The organism is Jannaschia sp. W003 (assembly GCF_025144335.1).
GTDB lineage: Bacteria > Pseudomonadota > Alphaproteobacteria > Rhodobacterales > Rhodobacteraceae > Jannaschia.
Genome location: NZ_CP083539.1, coordinates 2,662,046 through 2,676,178, shown reverse-complemented (window position 1 = coordinate 2,676,178; position 14,133 = coordinate 2,662,046). Strand labels below are relative to the sequence as shown.

17 protein-coding genes and 1 tRNA gene are annotated in these 14,133 nt (G+C 70.2%); 16 read left to right on the top strand and 2 right to left on the bottom strand.

Features of this window, described 5'->3' with window-relative positions; genetic code table 11:
* Positions 1 to 32 precede the first annotated feature (32 nt).
* Positions 33 to 347 carry a DUF1476 domain-containing protein gene (locus K3554_RS13165; protein ID WP_259940987.1) on the bottom strand — a complete coding sequence of 105 codons (315 nt, stop codon included), beginning with the start codon at positions 345 to 347 and terminating at the stop codon, positions 33 to 35.
* Positions 348 to 454: 107 nt separating this feature from the next.
* On the opposite strand from K3554_RS13165, the gene purC reads away from it, so the two are divergent.
* From purC to K3554_RS13115, 10 genes are all read left to right on the top strand, one after another.
* Positions 455 to 1,216 carry a phosphoribosylaminoimidazolesuccinocarboxamide synthase gene (purC, locus tag K3554_RS13160; protein ID WP_259940984.1) on the top strand — a complete coding sequence of 254 codons (762 nt, stop codon included), beginning with the start codon at positions 455 to 457 and terminating at the stop codon, positions 1,214 to 1,216.
* Positions 1,217 to 1,227: 11 nt separating this feature from the next.
* Positions 1,228 to 1,455 carry a phosphoribosylformylglycinamidine synthase subunit PurS gene (purS, locus tag K3554_RS13155; RefSeq protein WP_259940982.1) on the top strand — a complete coding sequence of 76 codons (228 nt, stop codon included), beginning with the start codon at positions 1,228 to 1,230 and terminating at the stop codon, positions 1,453 to 1,455.
* Positions 1,452 to 2,147, top strand: coding sequence for a DUF4336 domain-containing protein (locus K3554_RS13150; protein ID WP_259940980.1), 696 nt, complete (start codon positions 1,452 to 1,454; stop codon positions 2,145 to 2,147). The genes purS and K3554_RS13150 overlap by 4 nt, the downstream gene beginning before the upstream one ends.
* A 64-nt stretch (positions 2,148 to 2,211) precedes the next feature.
* Positions 2,212 to 3,246: a zinc-binding dehydrogenase gene (locus tag K3554_RS13145; RefSeq protein WP_259940976.1), complete on the top strand. Its 1,035-nt coding sequence runs from the start codon at positions 2,212 to 2,214 to the stop codon at positions 3,244 to 3,246.
* Positions 3,247 to 3,563: 317 nt separating this feature from the next.
* The gene (rpsL, locus tag K3554_RS13140) at positions 3,564 to 3,935 is read left to right on the top strand and encodes a 30S ribosomal protein S12 (protein ID WP_259940975.1); all 372 of its coding nucleotides are present in this window, start codon (positions 3,564 to 3,566) and stop codon (positions 3,933 to 3,935) included.
* Positions 3,936 to 4,047: 112 nt separating this feature from the next.
* The gene (gene rpsG, locus K3554_RS13135) at positions 4,048 to 4,518 is read left to right on the top strand and encodes a 30S ribosomal protein S7 (RefSeq protein ID WP_259940973.1); all 471 of its coding nucleotides are present in this window, start codon (positions 4,048 to 4,050) and stop codon (positions 4,516 to 4,518) included.
* Between the two features lie 84 nt (positions 4,519 to 4,602).
* Positions 4,603 to 6,726, top strand: coding sequence for an elongation factor G (gene fusA, locus K3554_RS13130; protein ID WP_259940971.1), 2,124 nt, complete (start codon positions 4,603 to 4,605; stop codon positions 6,724 to 6,726).
* Positions 6,727 to 6,815: 89 nt separating this feature from the next.
* On the top strand, positions 6,816 to 7,991 hold the full coding sequence (gene tuf / locus K3554_RS13125) for an elongation factor Tu (RefSeq protein ID WP_259940969.1): 1,176 nt from the start codon (positions 6,816 to 6,818) through the stop codon (positions 7,989 to 7,991).
* A gap of 167 nt (positions 7,992 to 8,158) precedes the next feature.
* Positions 8,159 to 8,965: a sulfotransferase gene (locus K3554_RS13120; protein WP_259940968.1), complete on the top strand. Its 807-nt coding sequence runs from the start codon at positions 8,159 to 8,161 to the stop codon at positions 8,963 to 8,965.
* Positions 8,966 to 9,006: 41 nt separating this feature from the next.
* Positions 9,007 to 9,972 carry a CorA family divalent cation transporter gene (locus K3554_RS13115; protein ID WP_259940965.1) on the top strand — a complete coding sequence of 322 codons (966 nt, stop codon included), beginning with the start codon at positions 9,007 to 9,009 and terminating at the stop codon, positions 9,970 to 9,972.
* A 53-nt stretch (positions 9,973 to 10,025) separates the two neighbouring features.
* On the opposite strand, the gene K3554_RS13110 is transcribed toward K3554_RS13115, so the two are convergent.
* On the bottom strand, positions 10,026 to 10,286 hold the full coding sequence (locus K3554_RS13110; RefSeq protein WP_259940963.1) for a hypothetical protein: 261 nt from the start codon (positions 10,284 to 10,286) through the stop codon (positions 10,026 to 10,028).
* 281 nt (positions 10,287 to 10,567) lie between these two features.
* Between K3554_RS13110 and K3554_RS13105 the strand changes: the two genes are divergently transcribed.
* The 6 genes from K3554_RS13105 to rplA all read left to right on the top strand — a co-directional run bounded on the left by K3554_RS13105 (position 10,568) and on the right by rplA (position 14,092).
* On the top strand, positions 10,568 to 11,719 hold the full coding sequence (locus tag K3554_RS13105) for an aminotransferase class I/II-fold pyridoxal phosphate-dependent enzyme (protein WP_259940960.1): 1,152 nt from the start codon (positions 10,568 to 10,570) through the stop codon (positions 11,717 to 11,719).
* 16 nt (positions 11,720 to 11,735) lie between these two features.
* Positions 11,736 to 11,811 (top strand) — tRNA-Trp (locus K3554_RS13100).
* A 90-nt stretch (positions 11,812 to 11,901) separates the two neighbouring features.
* Positions 11,902 to 12,090 carry a preprotein translocase subunit SecE gene (gene secE, locus K3554_RS13095; protein ID WP_259940957.1) on the top strand — a complete coding sequence of 63 codons (189 nt, stop codon included), beginning with the start codon at positions 11,902 to 11,904 and terminating at the stop codon, positions 12,088 to 12,090.
* A 172-nt stretch (positions 12,091 to 12,262) separates the two neighbouring features.
* Complete coding sequence (gene nusG, locus K3554_RS13090) at positions 12,263 to 12,796, top strand: transcription termination/antitermination protein NusG (protein ID WP_259940955.1); 534 nt, start codon at positions 12,263 to 12,265, stop codon at positions 12,794 to 12,796.
* A gap of 133 nt (positions 12,797 to 12,929) precedes the next feature.
* Complete coding sequence (gene rplK / locus K3554_RS13085) at positions 12,930 to 13,379, top strand: 50S ribosomal protein L11 (protein ID WP_259940952.1); 450 nt, start codon at positions 12,930 to 12,932, stop codon at positions 13,377 to 13,379.
* Positions 13,379 to 14,092: a 50S ribosomal protein L1 gene (gene rplA / locus K3554_RS13080; RefSeq protein WP_259940950.1), complete on the top strand. Its 714-nt coding sequence runs from the start codon at positions 13,379 to 13,381 to the stop codon at positions 14,090 to 14,092. Before rplK ends, rplA begins: the two co-directional genes overlap by 1 nt.
* Positions 14,093 to 14,133 lie beyond the last annotated feature (41 nt).

The following is a 14,133-nucleotide window of genomic DNA, read 5'->3' as shown; positions in this document are numbered from 1 at the left end:
GCGCGCTCATGGCCGGCACGCCCCCGCGCAGATCAGAACTCGTTCTGGATCTGCTCCTTGGCGACCTCGCGCAGGCTCGCCATCTTGTCGCGCAGCTCGCGCTCCGAGACCCGGTCGCCCAGGTCGTCCTTGACCTTGCGGTACACGTCCTCGTCGCCGGCCTCGGCGAAGTCGGCCTTCACCACGTCGCGCGCGTAGGCGGCGCGCTCGTCGCCCGACTTGCCCATCAGGTCGGCGGCCCACTCGCCCAGCATGCGGTTGCGCCGCGCCTCGACCTTGAACTGCAGCTCGGCGTCGTGGGCGTACTTGTTCTCGAAGCCCCGTTCGCGGTCCTTCATGTCGGTCATCTCGCCCTCCTGTTGGCTGTCGCACCTTACGTATGGGACCGGCTCGCTTGCGGGCAAGGCCCCTCCCGCATATGTGGGCCCGATTGGACCCCACCGGGATAGGCATCATGGCACGTCGCAAGAAGATCTACGAAGGCAAGGCCAAGATCCTCTACGACGGCCCCGAGCCGGGGACGCTGGTGCAGTACTTCAAGGACGACGCCACCGCCAACAACGCCGAGAAGCGCGACGTGATCGAGGGCAAGGGCGTTCTGAACAACCGCCTGAGCGAGTTCTTCATGGCCGGGCTGAACGCCGTTGGCGTGCCCACGCACTTCATGAAGCGCCTCAACATGCGCGAGCAGCTCATTCGCTCCGCCGAGATGATCCCGCTCGAGGTGGTGGTGCGCAACGTCGCCGCCGGCTCCCTGTCGAAGCGCCTCGGTATCAAGGAGGGCGAGCCCCTCCCGCGCCCGATCATCGAGTTCTACTTCAAGGACGACAAGCTGGGCGACCCGCTGGTGGGCGAGGAGCACATCATCGCCTTCGGCTGGGCCTCGCAGCAGGACCTCGACGACATGGTCGCGCTTGCCCTGCGCGTGAATGACTTCGTGTCGGGCTGCATGCTCGCCGTCGGCATCAAGCTCGTGGACTTCAAGATCGAGATCGGCCGCGTCTGGGAGGGCGACTTCCAGCGCCTGATCGTGGCCGACGAGATCTCCCCCGACTCGTGCCGCCTGTGGGACATCGAGACCGGCAAGAAGCTCGACAAGGACGTGTTCCGCCAGGACCTCGGCTCGCTGTCCGACGCCTACACCGAGGTGGCCCGCCGCCTCGGCGTGATCCCCCACAACTCCGGGCCGGTGACGCGGCCCACGCTGATCAACTGAAGGCCCGCACCATGAAGGCGCATGTGACGGTGATGCTGAAGAACGGCGTGCTCGACCCCCAGGGCGAGGCCGTGCGCCACGCGCTGGGCGCGCTCGGCTTCGAGGGCGTGCGCGGCGTGCGCCAGGGCAAGGTGATCGAGCTCGACCTCGCCGACGGCGCCACCGAGGCGGACGTGAAGGCCATGTGCGAGCGCCTGCTCGCCAACACCGTGATCGAGAGCTACCGGATCGAGATGTGAGGGCAGGGGCTGCGCTGCGTCCCTTCGGGCCGGGCCTCTGGTTGGGCGGGGGCGGCGCGGTCGACGTGCTCGGCTTCCGCTACCCCACCCGCATGGCCGTGATCGAGGGCGAGGACGGCGTGGCCCTCTGGTCGCCCGTCGCCGCCACGCCCGCGCTCGTGGAGGCGGTGGCGGCCCTCGGCCCCGTCCGCGCGATCGTAGCGCCCAACCATCTCCACCACCTCTTCGTCGCCGACTGGACCACGCTGGCCCCGGGCGCCCGGCTCCTCCTCGCGCCCGGCCTTGCCCGCAAGCGCCCCGACCTCGCCCCCGCCGAGGAGATCGACGACGGGACGACCATGCCCGCCGGCCTCGCCCACGCCGTCCTGCGGGGCAACGCCATCACCACGGAAGTGGTCGGCTTCCACCCGCCCTCCGGCACCGCGCTCTTCACCGACCTCCTCCAGCAGTTCCCGCGCGGCTGGCACAGCGGGTGGCGCGGCCTCGTCGCCCGCCTCGACCTCATGTGCGCGCCCGAGCCCACCGTGCCGCGCAAGTTCCGCGTCGCCACCCGCGACCGCGCCGCCATGCGCGCCGGGCTGGACACGGTGCGCGCATGGCCGGTGGAGCGGGTGGCGATGGCCCACGGCACGCCCGTGCCCATGGACGGCGCGGCGCTGATCGACCGCGCCTTCCGCTGGCTCGGCCCCTGAGCGCGCCGGCGGGCACTTCCCTTTCCCGCGCGCCCGCGCTTGTGTGCCCTCCGGGAGGATCACCATGCGCGCAGCCGTCCTGAGAGAGTTCCGCCAGCCCCTGAGCATGGAGGACGTGCCCGATCCGGCGTGTCCGCCCGACGGCGTGGTGCTGCGAACCATCGCCTGCGGCGTCTGCCGCTCCGACTGGCACGGCTGGGTGGGCGAGAACCCCCGCGTGCGGCTCGGCCAGATCGGCGGCCACGAATACTGCGGCGAGGTGGTCGAGGCCGGCCCCGACGCCCGCCACCGCGTCGGCGAGGTGCTGGTCGCCCCCTTCATCCTCGCCTGCGGCGAATGCCCGCAATGCCGGGCCGGGGCCTCGAACACCTGCCTCGATCAGCGCCTGCCGGGCTTCACCGAGCCGGGCGCCTTCGCGGACCACATCGCCGTGCCGCGTGACGCCAACCTCTCGCGGCTCCCCGAGGGCCTGTCGACCACGCTCGCCGCCGCCATGGGCTGCCGCGTCACCACCGCCTGGCATGCGCTGACGGGCCGGGCCGCGCTGGCGGGGGGCGAGTGGCTGGCCGTGCACGGCACGGGCGGCATCGGCCTCTCGGCCGCGCTCCTCGGCAAGGCGCTCGGCGCGCGCGTCGTGGTCGTGGACGTGGTGCGGGAGAAGCTCGACCACGCCCTCGCCCTGGGCATCGACGCCGCCGTGATGGCCGATGAGCGCACCGCCGAGGCGATCCGCGACCTCACGGGCGGCGGCGCCCATGTCAGCGTCGAGGCGCTGGGCATCCCCGTCACCGTGAACGCCTCGCTCCACTGCCTGCGCCCCCTCGGGCGCCACGTGCAGGTGGGCATGCCCGTAGGCCACCACGCCCGCATGGAGGTGGACATGAGCGCAGTCTACGCCGGCAACCTCGCGCTCTACGGCACCCGAGGCATGCCCGCCTGGCGCTACCCCTCCCTCTTCGCGATGGTCGAGAGCGGCGCGGTCGACCTCGCCCCGCTGGTCGCGCGCGAGGTGGCGCTCTCGGACGTCTCGGCGGAGCTGGCCGCCTTCGACGGGCCGACGCCGCCGGGCGTGGCGGTGGTGACGGACTTCGCGGGGTAGGGCGCCTCTGCGTGTGCACGGGGGGTGTACGGGGGGTGCACGGGGGGCGCCCCCCTCGATTTGCAACCTGCGGATGAGTGCGTCTCCCCGCGTTGACACCGCCCCGCGCCCCCCGTATGTGGCGCCCACCTCGGCCCGGGCTCCGCGTCCGGTCGGGGGCAGCCATAGCCTGCCGGGCACGTGCCGGGATACTGCTTCCCGCCACCTCTGCACGCACCGCACGCGCCCAGGTCGGAATCCGGGCGCATGCGGCCAAAGGCGTTTGGGTGCTCCCGATGCGTGCCGATGCAAGGACACGAAGCACGAGAGAGACAGCCATGCCGACGATCCAGCAGCTGATCCGCAAGCCGCGGCAGCCCAAGCGCAAGACCTCGAAGTCGCTGCACCTGCAGGGCTGCCCGCAGAAGCGCGGCGTCTGCACGCGCGTCTACACCACCACGCCCAAGAAGCCGAACTCGGCCATGCGGAAGGTCGCCAAGGTGCGCCTGACCAACGGCTTCGAGGTCATCAGCTACATCCCCGGCGAGTCGCACAACCTCCAGGAGCACTCCGTGGTCCTGATCCGCGGCGGCCGCGTGAAGGACCTTCCCGGCGTCCGCTACCACATCCTGCGCGGCGTGCTCGACACGCAGGGCGTCAAGGACCGCCGCCAGCGCCGCTCCAAGTACGGCGCCAAGAAGCCGAAGTGACCTGAACCGTCGGTTCAGGTCATCCCCGCGAAGGCGGGGATCTCCTGCCGACAGCTCCCCGGGTCGAACCCGGGGATGACGCATTGACAGAGATTTCTAAGAGGATACGCCGATGTCCCGCCGCCACGCCGCAGAGAAGCGCGAAGTGCTGCCCGACGCCAAGTATGGCGACAAGGTTCTGACGAAGTTCATGAACAACCTGATGATCGACGGCAAGAAAGCGGTCGCCGAGCGCATCGTCTACAACGCTATGGAGCGCGTCGAGACGAAGCTGAAGCGCTCGCCGATCGAGGTCTTCACCGAGGCGCTCGACAACGTGAAGCCCTCCGTCGAGGTGCGCTCGCGCCGCGTCGGCGGCGCCACCTACCAGGTGCCCGTCGAGGTCCGCCCCGAGCGCCGCGAGGCCCTCGCCATCCGCTGGCTGATCAACGCCAGCCGCGCGCGCAACGAGAACACCATGGAGGAGCGCCTCGCGGCCGAGCTGATCGACGCCGTGCAGGCCCGCGGCTCCGCGGTGAAGAAGCGCGAGGACACCCACAAGATGGCCGACGCCAACAAGGCGTTCAGCCACTACCGCTGGTAGGCCCGCGCTCCCACATCTGAGATGACGCAGGGGGCCCGTCCGGGGCCCCCGCACCCGTTTTCCCCTCCGCCCGAGGAACCTCCCATGGCACGCGACTATCCCCTCGCCCGCTACCGCAACTTCGGAATCATGGCGCACATCGACGCCGGCAAGACGACCTGCTCGGAGCGGATCCTGTTCTACACCGGCAAGTCCCACAACATCGGCGAGGTGCACGACGGCGCCGCGACCATGGACTGGATGGAGCAGGAGCAGGAGCGCGGCATCACCATCACGTCCGCCGCGACCACCACGTTCTGGCAGCGCCAGGAGGAGCCCACCAAGGAGGCGACCTCCGACACGAAGTACCGGATGAACATCATCGACACGCCGGGCCACGTTGACTTCACCATCGAGGTGGAGCGCTCCCTCGCCGTGCTCGACGGCGCCGTGGCCGTGCTGGATGCCAACGCCGGCGTGGAGCCCCAGACCGAGACCGTCTGGCGCCAGGCCGACCGCTACAAGGTCCCGCGCATCGTGTTCGTCAACAAGATGGACAAGATCGGTGCCGACTACTTCAACTGTGTGCGCATGATCGAGGACCGCACCGGCGCCCGCGCCGTGCCCGTGGCCCTGCCGATCGGCGCCGAGAACGAGCTGGAAGGCCAGATCGACCTCATCACCATGCAGGAGTGGGTCTGGAAGGGCGAGGACCTGGGCGCGTCCTGGGAGAAGGGCCCGATCCGCGACGAGCTCAAGGACCTCGCCGACGAGTGGCGCGGCAAGATGATCGAGGCCGCCGTCGAGATGGACGACGACGCCATGATGGAGTACCTCGAGGGCAACGAGCCCGACGAGGAGACGCTGCGCAAGCTGATCCGCAAGGGCACGCTCTCGCTGTCCTTCGTGCCCGTGCTCGGCGGCTCGGCGTTCAAGAACAAGGGCGTGCAGCCCCTCCTGAACGCCGTGATCGACTTCCTGCCCAGCCCGCTGGACGTGGTCGACTACATGGGCTTCCGCCCCGACGACGAGAACGAGGAGCGCAACGTCCCGCGCCGCGCGGACGACGACATGCCGTTCGCGGGGCTCGCGTTCAAGATCATGAACGACCCGTTCGTCGGCTCGCTGACCTTCACCCGGATCTACTCGGGCAAGCTCGCCAAGGGCGACAGCGTGCTCAACTCCACGAAGGGCAAGCAGGAGCGGATCGGGCGCATGATGATGATGCACTCGAACAACCGTGAGGAGATCACCGAGGCCTTCGCGGGCGACATCATCGCGCTGGCCGGCCTCAAGGACACCACCACCGGCGACACCCTGTGCGCCAAGAACGATCCGGTCGTCCTCGAGACCATGACCTTCCCCGATCCGGTCATCGAGATCGCGGTCGAGCCCAAGACCAAGGCCGACCAGGAGAAGATGAGCCAGGGCCTCCAGCGCCTCGCGGCCGAGGATCCCTCGTTCCGCGTGGAGACCGATCTCGAGTCGGGCCAGACCATCATGAAGGGGATGGGCGAGCTCCACCTCGACATCCTGGTCGATCGCCTCAAGCGCGAGTTCAAGGTCGAGGCCAACATCGGCGCGCCGCAGGTGGCCTACCGCGAGACCATCGGCCACGAGGTCGAGCACACCTACACGCACAAGAAGCAGTCGGGTGGCTCGGGCCAGTTCGCCGAGGTCAAGCTGCTGATCTCGCCGACCGAGCCGGGCGAGGGCTACTCGTTCGAGTCCAAGATCGTCGGCGGCTCGGTGCCCAAGGAGTACGTGCCCGGCGTCGAGAAGGGCATCCGCTCGGTCATGGACTCCGGTCCGCTGGCCGGCTTCCCGGTGATCGACTTCAAGGTCCAGCTGCTCGACGGCAAGTTCCACGACGTGGACTCGTCGGTGCTGGCCTTTGAGATCGCTAGCCGGATGTGCATGCGCGAAGGCATGCGCAAGGCGGGCGCCAAGCTGCTCGAGCCGATCATGAAGGTCGAGGTGGTGACCCCCGAGGACTACACGGGCGGCATCATCGGCGACCTCACCTCGCGGCGCGGGCAGGTGACCGGCCAGTCGGGCCGCGGCAACGCCATCGCCATCGACGCGATGGTGCCGCTGGCCAACATGTTCGGCTACATCAACACGCTGCGCTCGATGTCCTCGGGCCGCGCGCAGTTCACGATGCAGTTCGACCACTACGACCCGGTGCCGCAGAACATCTCCGAGGAGATCCAGGCGAAGTACGCCTGATCCCCCGGCGGCGGGGCCCTCGCGGCCCCGCCACGACCCACCCCGATTCCGGGCGCGTCCGCGCCCAAGCACACTGAAGGAGGCTTCCCATGGCGAAGGCGAAGTTCGAACGGACCAAACCGCACGTGAACATTGGCACGATCGGCCACGTGGACCACGGCAAGACGACGCTGACGGCGGCGATCACGAAGTACTTCGGCGACTTCCGGGCCTACGATCAGATCGACGGCGCGCCCGAGGAGAAGGCGCGCGGCATCACGATCTCGACCGCGCACGTGGAGTACGAGACCGACAAGCGCCACTACGCGCACGTCGACTGCCCCGGCCACGCCGACTACGTGAAGAACATGATCACGGGCGCCGCGCAGATGGACGGCGCGATCCTGGTGGTGAACGCGGCCGACGGCCCGATGCCGCAGACGCGCGAGCACATCCTGCTGGGGCGCCAGGTCGGCATCCCGACCATGGTCGTCTACATGAACAAGGTGGACCAGGTCGACGACGAGGAGCTGCTCGAGCTCGTCGAGATGGAGATCCGCGAGCTGCTGTCGTCCTACGACTACCCCGGCGACGACATTCCGATCGTGAAGGGCTCGGCCCTGGCCGCGATGGAGGGCCGCGACGAGGCGATCGGCGAGAACTCGATCCGCGCGCTGATGGAGGCCGTGGACGAGTGGATCCCGACGCCCGAGCGCGCCGTGGACCAGCCGTTCCTGATGCCGATCGAGGACGTGTTCTCGATCTCGGGCCGCGGCACGGTGGTGACGGGGCGCGTCGAGCGCGGCGTGATCAACGTGGGCGATAGCATCGAGATCGTGGGCATCCGCGACACCAAGACCACGACCTGCACGGGCGTGGAGATGTTCCGCAAGCTGCTCGACCGCGGCGAGGCGGGCGACAACATCGGGGCGCTGCTGCGCGGCATCGACCGCGAGGGCGTGGAGCGCGGGCAGGTCCTGTGCAAGCCCGGCTCGGTGAAGCCGCACACGAAGTTCGAGGCCGAGGCCTACATCCTGACGAAGGAGGAGGGCGGCCGCCACACGCCGTTCTTCGCGAACTACCGTCCGCAGTTCTACTTCCGCACCACGGACGTGACGGGCACGGTGGAGCTTCCCTCGGGCACCGAGATGGTGATGCCGGGCGACAACCTGAAGTTCAACGTCGAGCTGATCGCGCCGATCGCCATGGAGCAGGGCCTGCGCTTCGCCATCCGCGAGGGCGGCCGCACCGTCGGCGCCGGCGTGGTGTCGAAGATCGTGGAATAGGGCGACTTCGCGAAGCGAAGTCTGCCCGGGGCGGCAGGGGGGTGCGCCAGCACCCTCCCGAGAGCCACCCGGTCGCCGCTAGGCACAACGAAGGGCCGTCCCGAAAGGGGCGGCCCTTTCCCCGTTCCGCCCTAGCTCCTCCCGGACCAGCAACGGAGCGACGGGCGATGATCCACACCCTCAAGGTCTACGGCGAGCGCAACACCGGCACGAACTACCTCGCCGAGCTTCTGGTCGCGAACTTCGACCGGCTCCTGCTGCGTGGCACCCAGCCGCTTTGGCCCGCGCGGCGCGCGCTCGTCCACCGCCTCGGGCGCATGGGACTGGCGCCGCTGGGGCGGGCCGTGGACGAGGCGACGTCCGACCTCTACTTCGCGCGCGCCTTTCCCCGAACGCTTGGGTGGAAGCACGCCGAAGTGCCGGTGGAGCGGCTCGCGCGCGCAACTCCGGGCGGCGTCGGCTTCGTAGTGCTGACGAAGAACCCCTACAGCTTCCTCCTGTCGCTCCACCGACGGCCCTACCACCTCGGCGCCCCGGTGCCGGACCTCGCCACGTTCCTCGCCCGCCCCGTCCGGCCCGCTCGGCGCGAGATGTCGGGCCGCGCGCCGTGCCGCCCCGCGGAGATCTGGAACCGCAAGATGCGCAGCTACGAGCGCCTCGCCGCCTCCGGCCTGCCCGCCGTCGTGCTCCGCTACGAGGACCTGCTTGCCGACGAGGCGGGCGCGCTGGGACGCATCGCGGAGGCCTTCGGCCTTCCCATGTCCCGTCGGTGGGCGGGCGTAACCTACTCAACCAAGGACCCTGGCAAGGGCCGCGCCGACTACCGCGACCGCTACCTGCGCGAGCAGTGGCGCGAGGACCTCGATGCGGACACGGTGGCGGCGATCAACACCGACCTGGACGCCGACCTCGCCGCGCGGTTCGGCTACGACGTCATCGACCCCGCGGCCGTCGGGAGACGGAGGGCAGCCTGACGCGCTTCCGTCGCTCGCGGAAGTGGGGCAAACCGCGCCCCATGGACCCGTTCATCCGCCACGCATACGCCCTCCACGCCCGCCGGCCCCTGCGCGACGCCGAGGAGGCCGCGCGCCTCCTGCGCGACCCGGAGCCGGCCTGGGTCCACCTGCAGGCCGACGACCCCCGGTCGGGGGAGTGGATCGCCCGGCACCTCGACTACCTGCCGCCCACGGTGCGCGCGGCATTGACGGCGGCCGCCACGCGGCCCCGGCTCGCGCGGGTCGAGGGGGGCGTGCTGCTGATCCTGCGCGGGCTCAACACAAATCCCGGCGCCGAGCCCGAGGACATGGTGAGCCTGCGCATGTGGATCGAGCCCGCGCGCGTCGTCACCCTCTCGGTGCGCGAGCTAGCCACGGTGCGCGAGCTGGCCGACGAGACCGAGGCGGGGCAGGGGCCGGAGGACGCCGGCGCGCTGCTGGCCTTCGTGGCGGGGCGCCTGACCGCGAAGCTGTCGGCCTACGCCGACGGGCTCGACGAGGAGGGCGACGCGCTGGAGCGCACCGTGCTGGCCGGAGCGGACGCCGCGCTCGGGCCCCGCATCTCGGACATCCGCGGCGAGGTGGTGGACCTGCGCCAGTTCCTGGCCCCCCAGCGCGACGCGCTCTCGCGCCTCCACGCCGCGCCGCCGGCCTTCCTGCGCGAGGCCGACGCGATGGGCCTGCGCGAGGCGCTCGAGGAGGCGGAGCGGGCGCTCGAGGTGGTGGGCAGCCTCCACGACCGGCTGGTGGTGCTGAAGGACGAGCTGGCAGCCGCGCGTGACGAGCGGCTGAACCGCAACCTCTACCGCCTGTCGGTGATCTCGGCCGTCTTCCTGCCGCTGGGCGTGCTGACGGGCCTCATGGGCATCAACCTCGCGGGGATGCCCGGCGCGAACTGGGAGCCGGCGTTCTGGGTGTTCACCGCGCTCATGGTGGCGATCGCGCTGGGGCAGCTCGTGCTCTTGCGCTGGCTCCGCTGGCTCTAGGCACGAAAAAGGCCGCCCCCGGAGGAGCGGCCCTGCATCGTCCGATCCGGGGATCAGTTGTTGGCGATGATCGCCTCGATGCGGTTCTTCTGGTTCGACTCGTCCTCGGACTCGACGATCTGCTTGATCGCCGCGATCTGGCCGAGGGTCAGGTCGTCGAGGGTGTCGGTGGGAATGCCCATGCGCTCGAAGTCGGCCATGAGGGCCGTCTGCAGCATGTTGAAGCCTTCCGACATGTTCATCATGTGGGCGTCCGCGAAGGCGGCACCGGTCGACATGGCGGCGAAGGTGGTGGCGAGAAGGATGCGTTTCATGTGTCGCTCCGTAAGGTTTGTGCGATGGGCTGCGGTGCGATGTGGTCGCCGCGATTGTTGTACCCGGTGCACCCCGGAGCAGCAGCCCCAGAGCACGACTGACCAACCCCGGCAGGCATGATCGGTTCCCCGTCCGGACGCAGGAATCCGCACCGATCCGAGCGTGGCTGCACCGCGCCCTCCGCCGCGCCTCCCGAACCTCCTGTAAACGTTGATCTATGCGCGCGCGCACGTGGGGCACACGGGATTGGCATCGCCTTGAAACCTTCGTAGGCCGGGGAATGGCCCCCGCATTCCAGCCCTTCGCCGTCGAGCGGTTCCTGTCCCGTCACGAGCACGGCGTGCGCTTCAACTTCTCGGAGTCGGGTGTCCATCCCATGCGCTACGAGGCGCTGCTCCGGCTCGCGGACGCGGACGCCGGGGCGCTGCTCGCGGCGCGGGCCGATTACCCGCAGGTGAACGGCACCGATGCGCTGCGCGAACGCATCGCCGCGCTCTATCCCGGCGCGGGGCCCGCGAACGTGCTCGTGACCGTGGGCGCGACCGAGGCCAACACCCTCGCCGCGCAGGTGCTGCTGGCGGAGGGCGGCGCGACGGTCGCCTTCCGCCCGACCTACGCGCAGTTCCCGGGCAATGCCGCGAACCTCGGGCACGAGGTTCGCCACGTCGACCTGCGGCCCGAGGCGGGCTGGGCGCTCGACGGCGATGCGCTGGACCGGGCGGCGCGCGGCGCGCGGGTGATCCACGTGGTGAACCCGTCCAACCCCACGGGGCGGGCGATGGACCCGTCCGAGCGGCGGGCCGTCGTGGATGCGGCGGCGCGCGAGGGCGCGTGGATCGTGGCCGACGAGGTCTATGCGGGCACCGAGCGGGCGGGGGAGCGCGAGACGCCGAGCTTCTGGGGCGAAGGGGAGCGGGTGGTCGCGATCGGTTCGCTGTCCAAGGCCTACGGGCTGCCGGGGCTGCGCCTCGGGTGGATGGTGGCCCCGGAGGGCGTGATCGAGGCCGCGTGGCGCCGCCACGAGTATGCGGCCATCGCCGCGCCCGACCTGTCGATGCGGCTCGCGGAGCTGGCGCTGCGCGCGGACGTGCGCCCGCAGGTGATCGCGCGATCGCGGCGGCTGATCCGGCAGGGCTTCGATGCGCTGGCGGAGGCGGTGGATGCCATGGGCATGCGGGTGCGCCCGCCCGACGCCTCGGCCATGAGCTTCATCGGCTTCGACCTCCCCATCGGCTCCGAGGCGCTGGCCGCGCGGCTGCTCGAGCGGCAGGATCTCCTGATGATCCCGGGCGCGCTGTTCGGCGCCGAGGGGCATTTCCGCTTCTCCTCAGCGCTGCCCGAGGCGCACCTCGCGGAAGGGCTGCGGCGCCTCGCCTTGGAGGTGGATGCGGTGCGCGCGGAAGGCCTTGCGCGCTCCACGGCGACCGCTTAAGCGGGGCCTCGCCTGCAGGGGTATAGCTCAGTTGGTAGAGCAGCGGATTCCAAATCCGCAGGTCGCGGGTTCGAACCCTGCTGCCCCTGCCAGGCCCTCGTCCCCGCATCGCCAGCCATCGCTTGCACTCGTCGCCCGCGGCGCATAGGTCCGCTCCCGACCCAAGCCCGGCGGATAGCGCGATGACCAACCCGTTCCAGTTCCTGCAGCAGACCCGTGCCGAAGTCGCCCGGATCTCCTGGCCGGGCCGCCGCGAGGTGGCGCTGACCTCGGTGATGGTGCTGCTGCTCGCGCTCGTCACCGCGACGTTCTTCTTCCTCGTGGACCTCGTGATCCGCACCGGTCTCACGGCGCTGCTCCAGAGCTTCTGAGGCCGCCCGGCGGCGGGGTTGAAACCCCGCGCCGCGGGGCGTATGGGGGCCGCACCCTCCGGGGAAGGGCGCGCAGCCGGATAGGCCGCGCGCCTTGCCAGTTCCGGGGGGCGGGATACGGCGGCCCCGGGCGGGCCGCGAGCGAGGCCGCGGACGCGGCGGAGGATGGTCGATGGCGAAGCGGTGGTACTCGGTGAGCGTGCTGAGCAACTTCGAGAAGCGCGTGGCGGAGCAGATCCGCACCGCGATCGAGGAGCAGTCGCTCCAGGACCAAATCGAGGAGGTGCTGGTGCCCACCGAGGAGGTCCTCGAGGTGCGCCGCGGCAAGAAGGTCACCTCGGAGCGGCGCTTCATGCCGGGCTACGTGCTCGTGCGCATGGAGATGTCCGACGAGGGCTACCACCTCATCACCAACATCAACCGCGTCACCGGCTTCCTCGGGCCGCAGGGGCGCCCGATGCCCATGCGCGACGCCGAGGTGAACCAGATCCTCAACCGCGTGCAGGAAGGCGAGGACGCGCCGCGCTCGCTGATCACCTTCGACGTGGGCGAGAACGTGAACGTCGTGGACGGACCCTTCGAGGGCTTCTCGGGGCAGGTCGAGGAAGTCGACGACGAGGCGCAGTCGCTCAAGGTGAGCGTTTCCATCTTCGGCCGGGCCACCCCGGTCGAGCTGAAGTTCACGCAGGTCTCCAAGGCCTCGTGATCCTCCGGGCCGCCGCCGCGGCGGCCCCGGACCCGGACGTGGGAGGCGCGAGCCGAACCACGGCCGTCACCGTCCCCCTCGGGGGGCAGACAGGCAGGGCGGGACGATCCCGCCGCCGAGACAGGAGAGTCGCATGGCGAAGAAGCTCGTCGGCACGATGAAGCTGCAGATCCCCGCGGGCAAGGCGAACCCCTCGCCCCCCGTGGGCCCGGCGCTGGGTCAGCGCGGGATCAACATCATGGAGTTCTGCAAGGCGTTCAACGCCAAGACGCAAGAGATGGAGCAGGGCGCGCCCTGTCCCACCGTGATCTCGTACTACCAGGACAAGTCCTTCACGATGGACATCAAGACGCCGCCGGCGTCGTACTACCTGAAGAAGGCCGCCGGCCTGAAGCCCGTGGGCAAGCGCAACCGCCCCCGCGGCGCCGAGAAGCCGGGCCGCGAGACGGTGGCCTCGGTCACGGTCGCGCAGGTGCGCGAGATCGCGGAAGCGAAGATGAAGGACCTGTCGGCGAACGACGTCGACCAGGCCATGAAGATCATCCTGGGCTCGGCCCAGTCCATGGGCATCGAGGTGAAGTGATGGCGAAGCACGGAAAGCGCACCCGCGCCGCGCGCGCGGCCGTCGAGGGCAAGGAGAACCTCGGCCTGGACGAGGCGATCTCGCTGATCAAGGCGAACGCCACGGCGAAGTTCGACGAGACCGTCGAGGTCGCCATGAACCTCGGCGTCGACCCGCGCCACGCCGACCAGATGGTCCGCGGCGTGGTCAGCCTGCCCAACGGCACCGGCAAGACCGTCCGCGTGGCCGTGTTCGCGCGCGGCCCCAAGGCCGAGGAGGCCGAGGCCGCCGGCGCCGACATCGTGGGCGCCGAGGACCTGATGGAGCGGATCCAGGGCGGGCAGATCGACTTCGACCGCTGCATCGCCACGCCCGACATGATGCCGATCGTTGGCCGTCTGGGCAAGGTCTTAGGCCCGCGCAACCTGATGCCGAACCCCAAGGTCGGCACCGTCACCATGGACGTGGCGCAGGCCGTGAAGGACGCCAAGGGCGGCCAGGTCCAGTTCCGCGTCGAGAAGGCGGGCGTGATCCATGCCGGCGTGGGCAAGGCCTCGTTCGACGACGCCAAGCTCAAGGAGAACGTGCTGGCCTTCGTGGACGCCGTCTCCAAGGCCAAGCCGGCGGGGGCCAAGGGCTCCTACCTGCAGAAGGTCTCGCTCAGCTCCACCATGGGGCCGGGCGTGTCGGTCTCGATCGACTCCGCCACCGGCAACGAGGCGGCGGACGCCTGACGCGTCCCGACGGCATGAAGGCGGGGGCGGTGCGCATGGGC

Coding starts and splice junctions, on each gene's coding strand:
- purC (WP_259940984.1), top strand. CDS start 455: ATGGCACGTCGCAAGAAGATCTACGAAGGCAAGGCCAAGATCCTCTAC.
- secE (WP_259940957.1), top strand. CDS start 11,902: ATGACCAACCCGTTCCAGTTCCTGCAGCAGACCCGTGCCGAAGTCGCC.
- rplA (WP_259940950.1), top strand. CDS start 13,379: ATGGCGAAGCACGGAAAGCGCACCCGCGCCGCGCGCGCGGCCGTCGAG.
- tuf (WP_259940969.1), top strand. CDS start 6,816: ATGGCGAAGGCGAAGTTCGAACGGACCAAACCGCACGTGAACATTGGC.
- K3554_RS13165 (WP_259940987.1), bottom strand. CDS start 347: ATGACCGACATGAAGGACCGCGAACGGGGCTTCGAGAACAAGTACGCC.
- K3554_RS13105 (WP_259940960.1), top strand. CDS start 10,568: ATGGCCCCCGCATTCCAGCCCTTCGCCGTCGAGCGGTTCCTGTCCCGT.
- K3554_RS13110 (WP_259940963.1), bottom strand. CDS start 10,286: ATGAAACGCATCCTTCTCGCCACCACCTTCGCCGCCATGTCGACCGGT.
- K3554_RS13120 (WP_259940968.1), top strand. CDS start 8,159: ATGATCCACACCCTCAAGGTCTACGGCGAGCGCAACACCGGCACGAAC.
- K3554_RS13145 (WP_259940976.1), top strand. CDS start 2,212: ATGCGCGCAGCCGTCCTGAGAGAGTTCCGCCAGCCCCTGAGCATGGAG.
- fusA (WP_259940971.1), top strand. CDS start 4,603: ATGGCACGCGACTATCCCCTCGCCCGCTACCGCAACTTCGGAATCATG.
- nusG (WP_259940955.1), top strand. CDS start 12,263: ATGGCGAAGCGGTGGTACTCGGTGAGCGTGCTGAGCAACTTCGAGAAG.
- rplK (WP_259940952.1), top strand. CDS start 12,930: ATGGCGAAGAAGCTCGTCGGCACGATGAAGCTGCAGATCCCCGCGGGC.
- purS (WP_259940982.1), top strand. CDS start 1,228: ATGAAGGCGCATGTGACGGTGATGCTGAAGAACGGCGTGCTCGACCCC.
- rpsG (WP_259940973.1), top strand. CDS start 4,048: ATGTCCCGCCGCCACGCCGCAGAGAAGCGCGAAGTGCTGCCCGACGCC.
- rpsL (WP_259940975.1), top strand. CDS start 3,564: ATGCCGACGATCCAGCAGCTGATCCGCAAGCCGCGGCAGCCCAAGCGC.
- K3554_RS13115 (WP_259940965.1), top strand. CDS start 9,007: ATGGACCCGTTCATCCGCCACGCATACGCCCTCCACGCCCGCCGGCCC.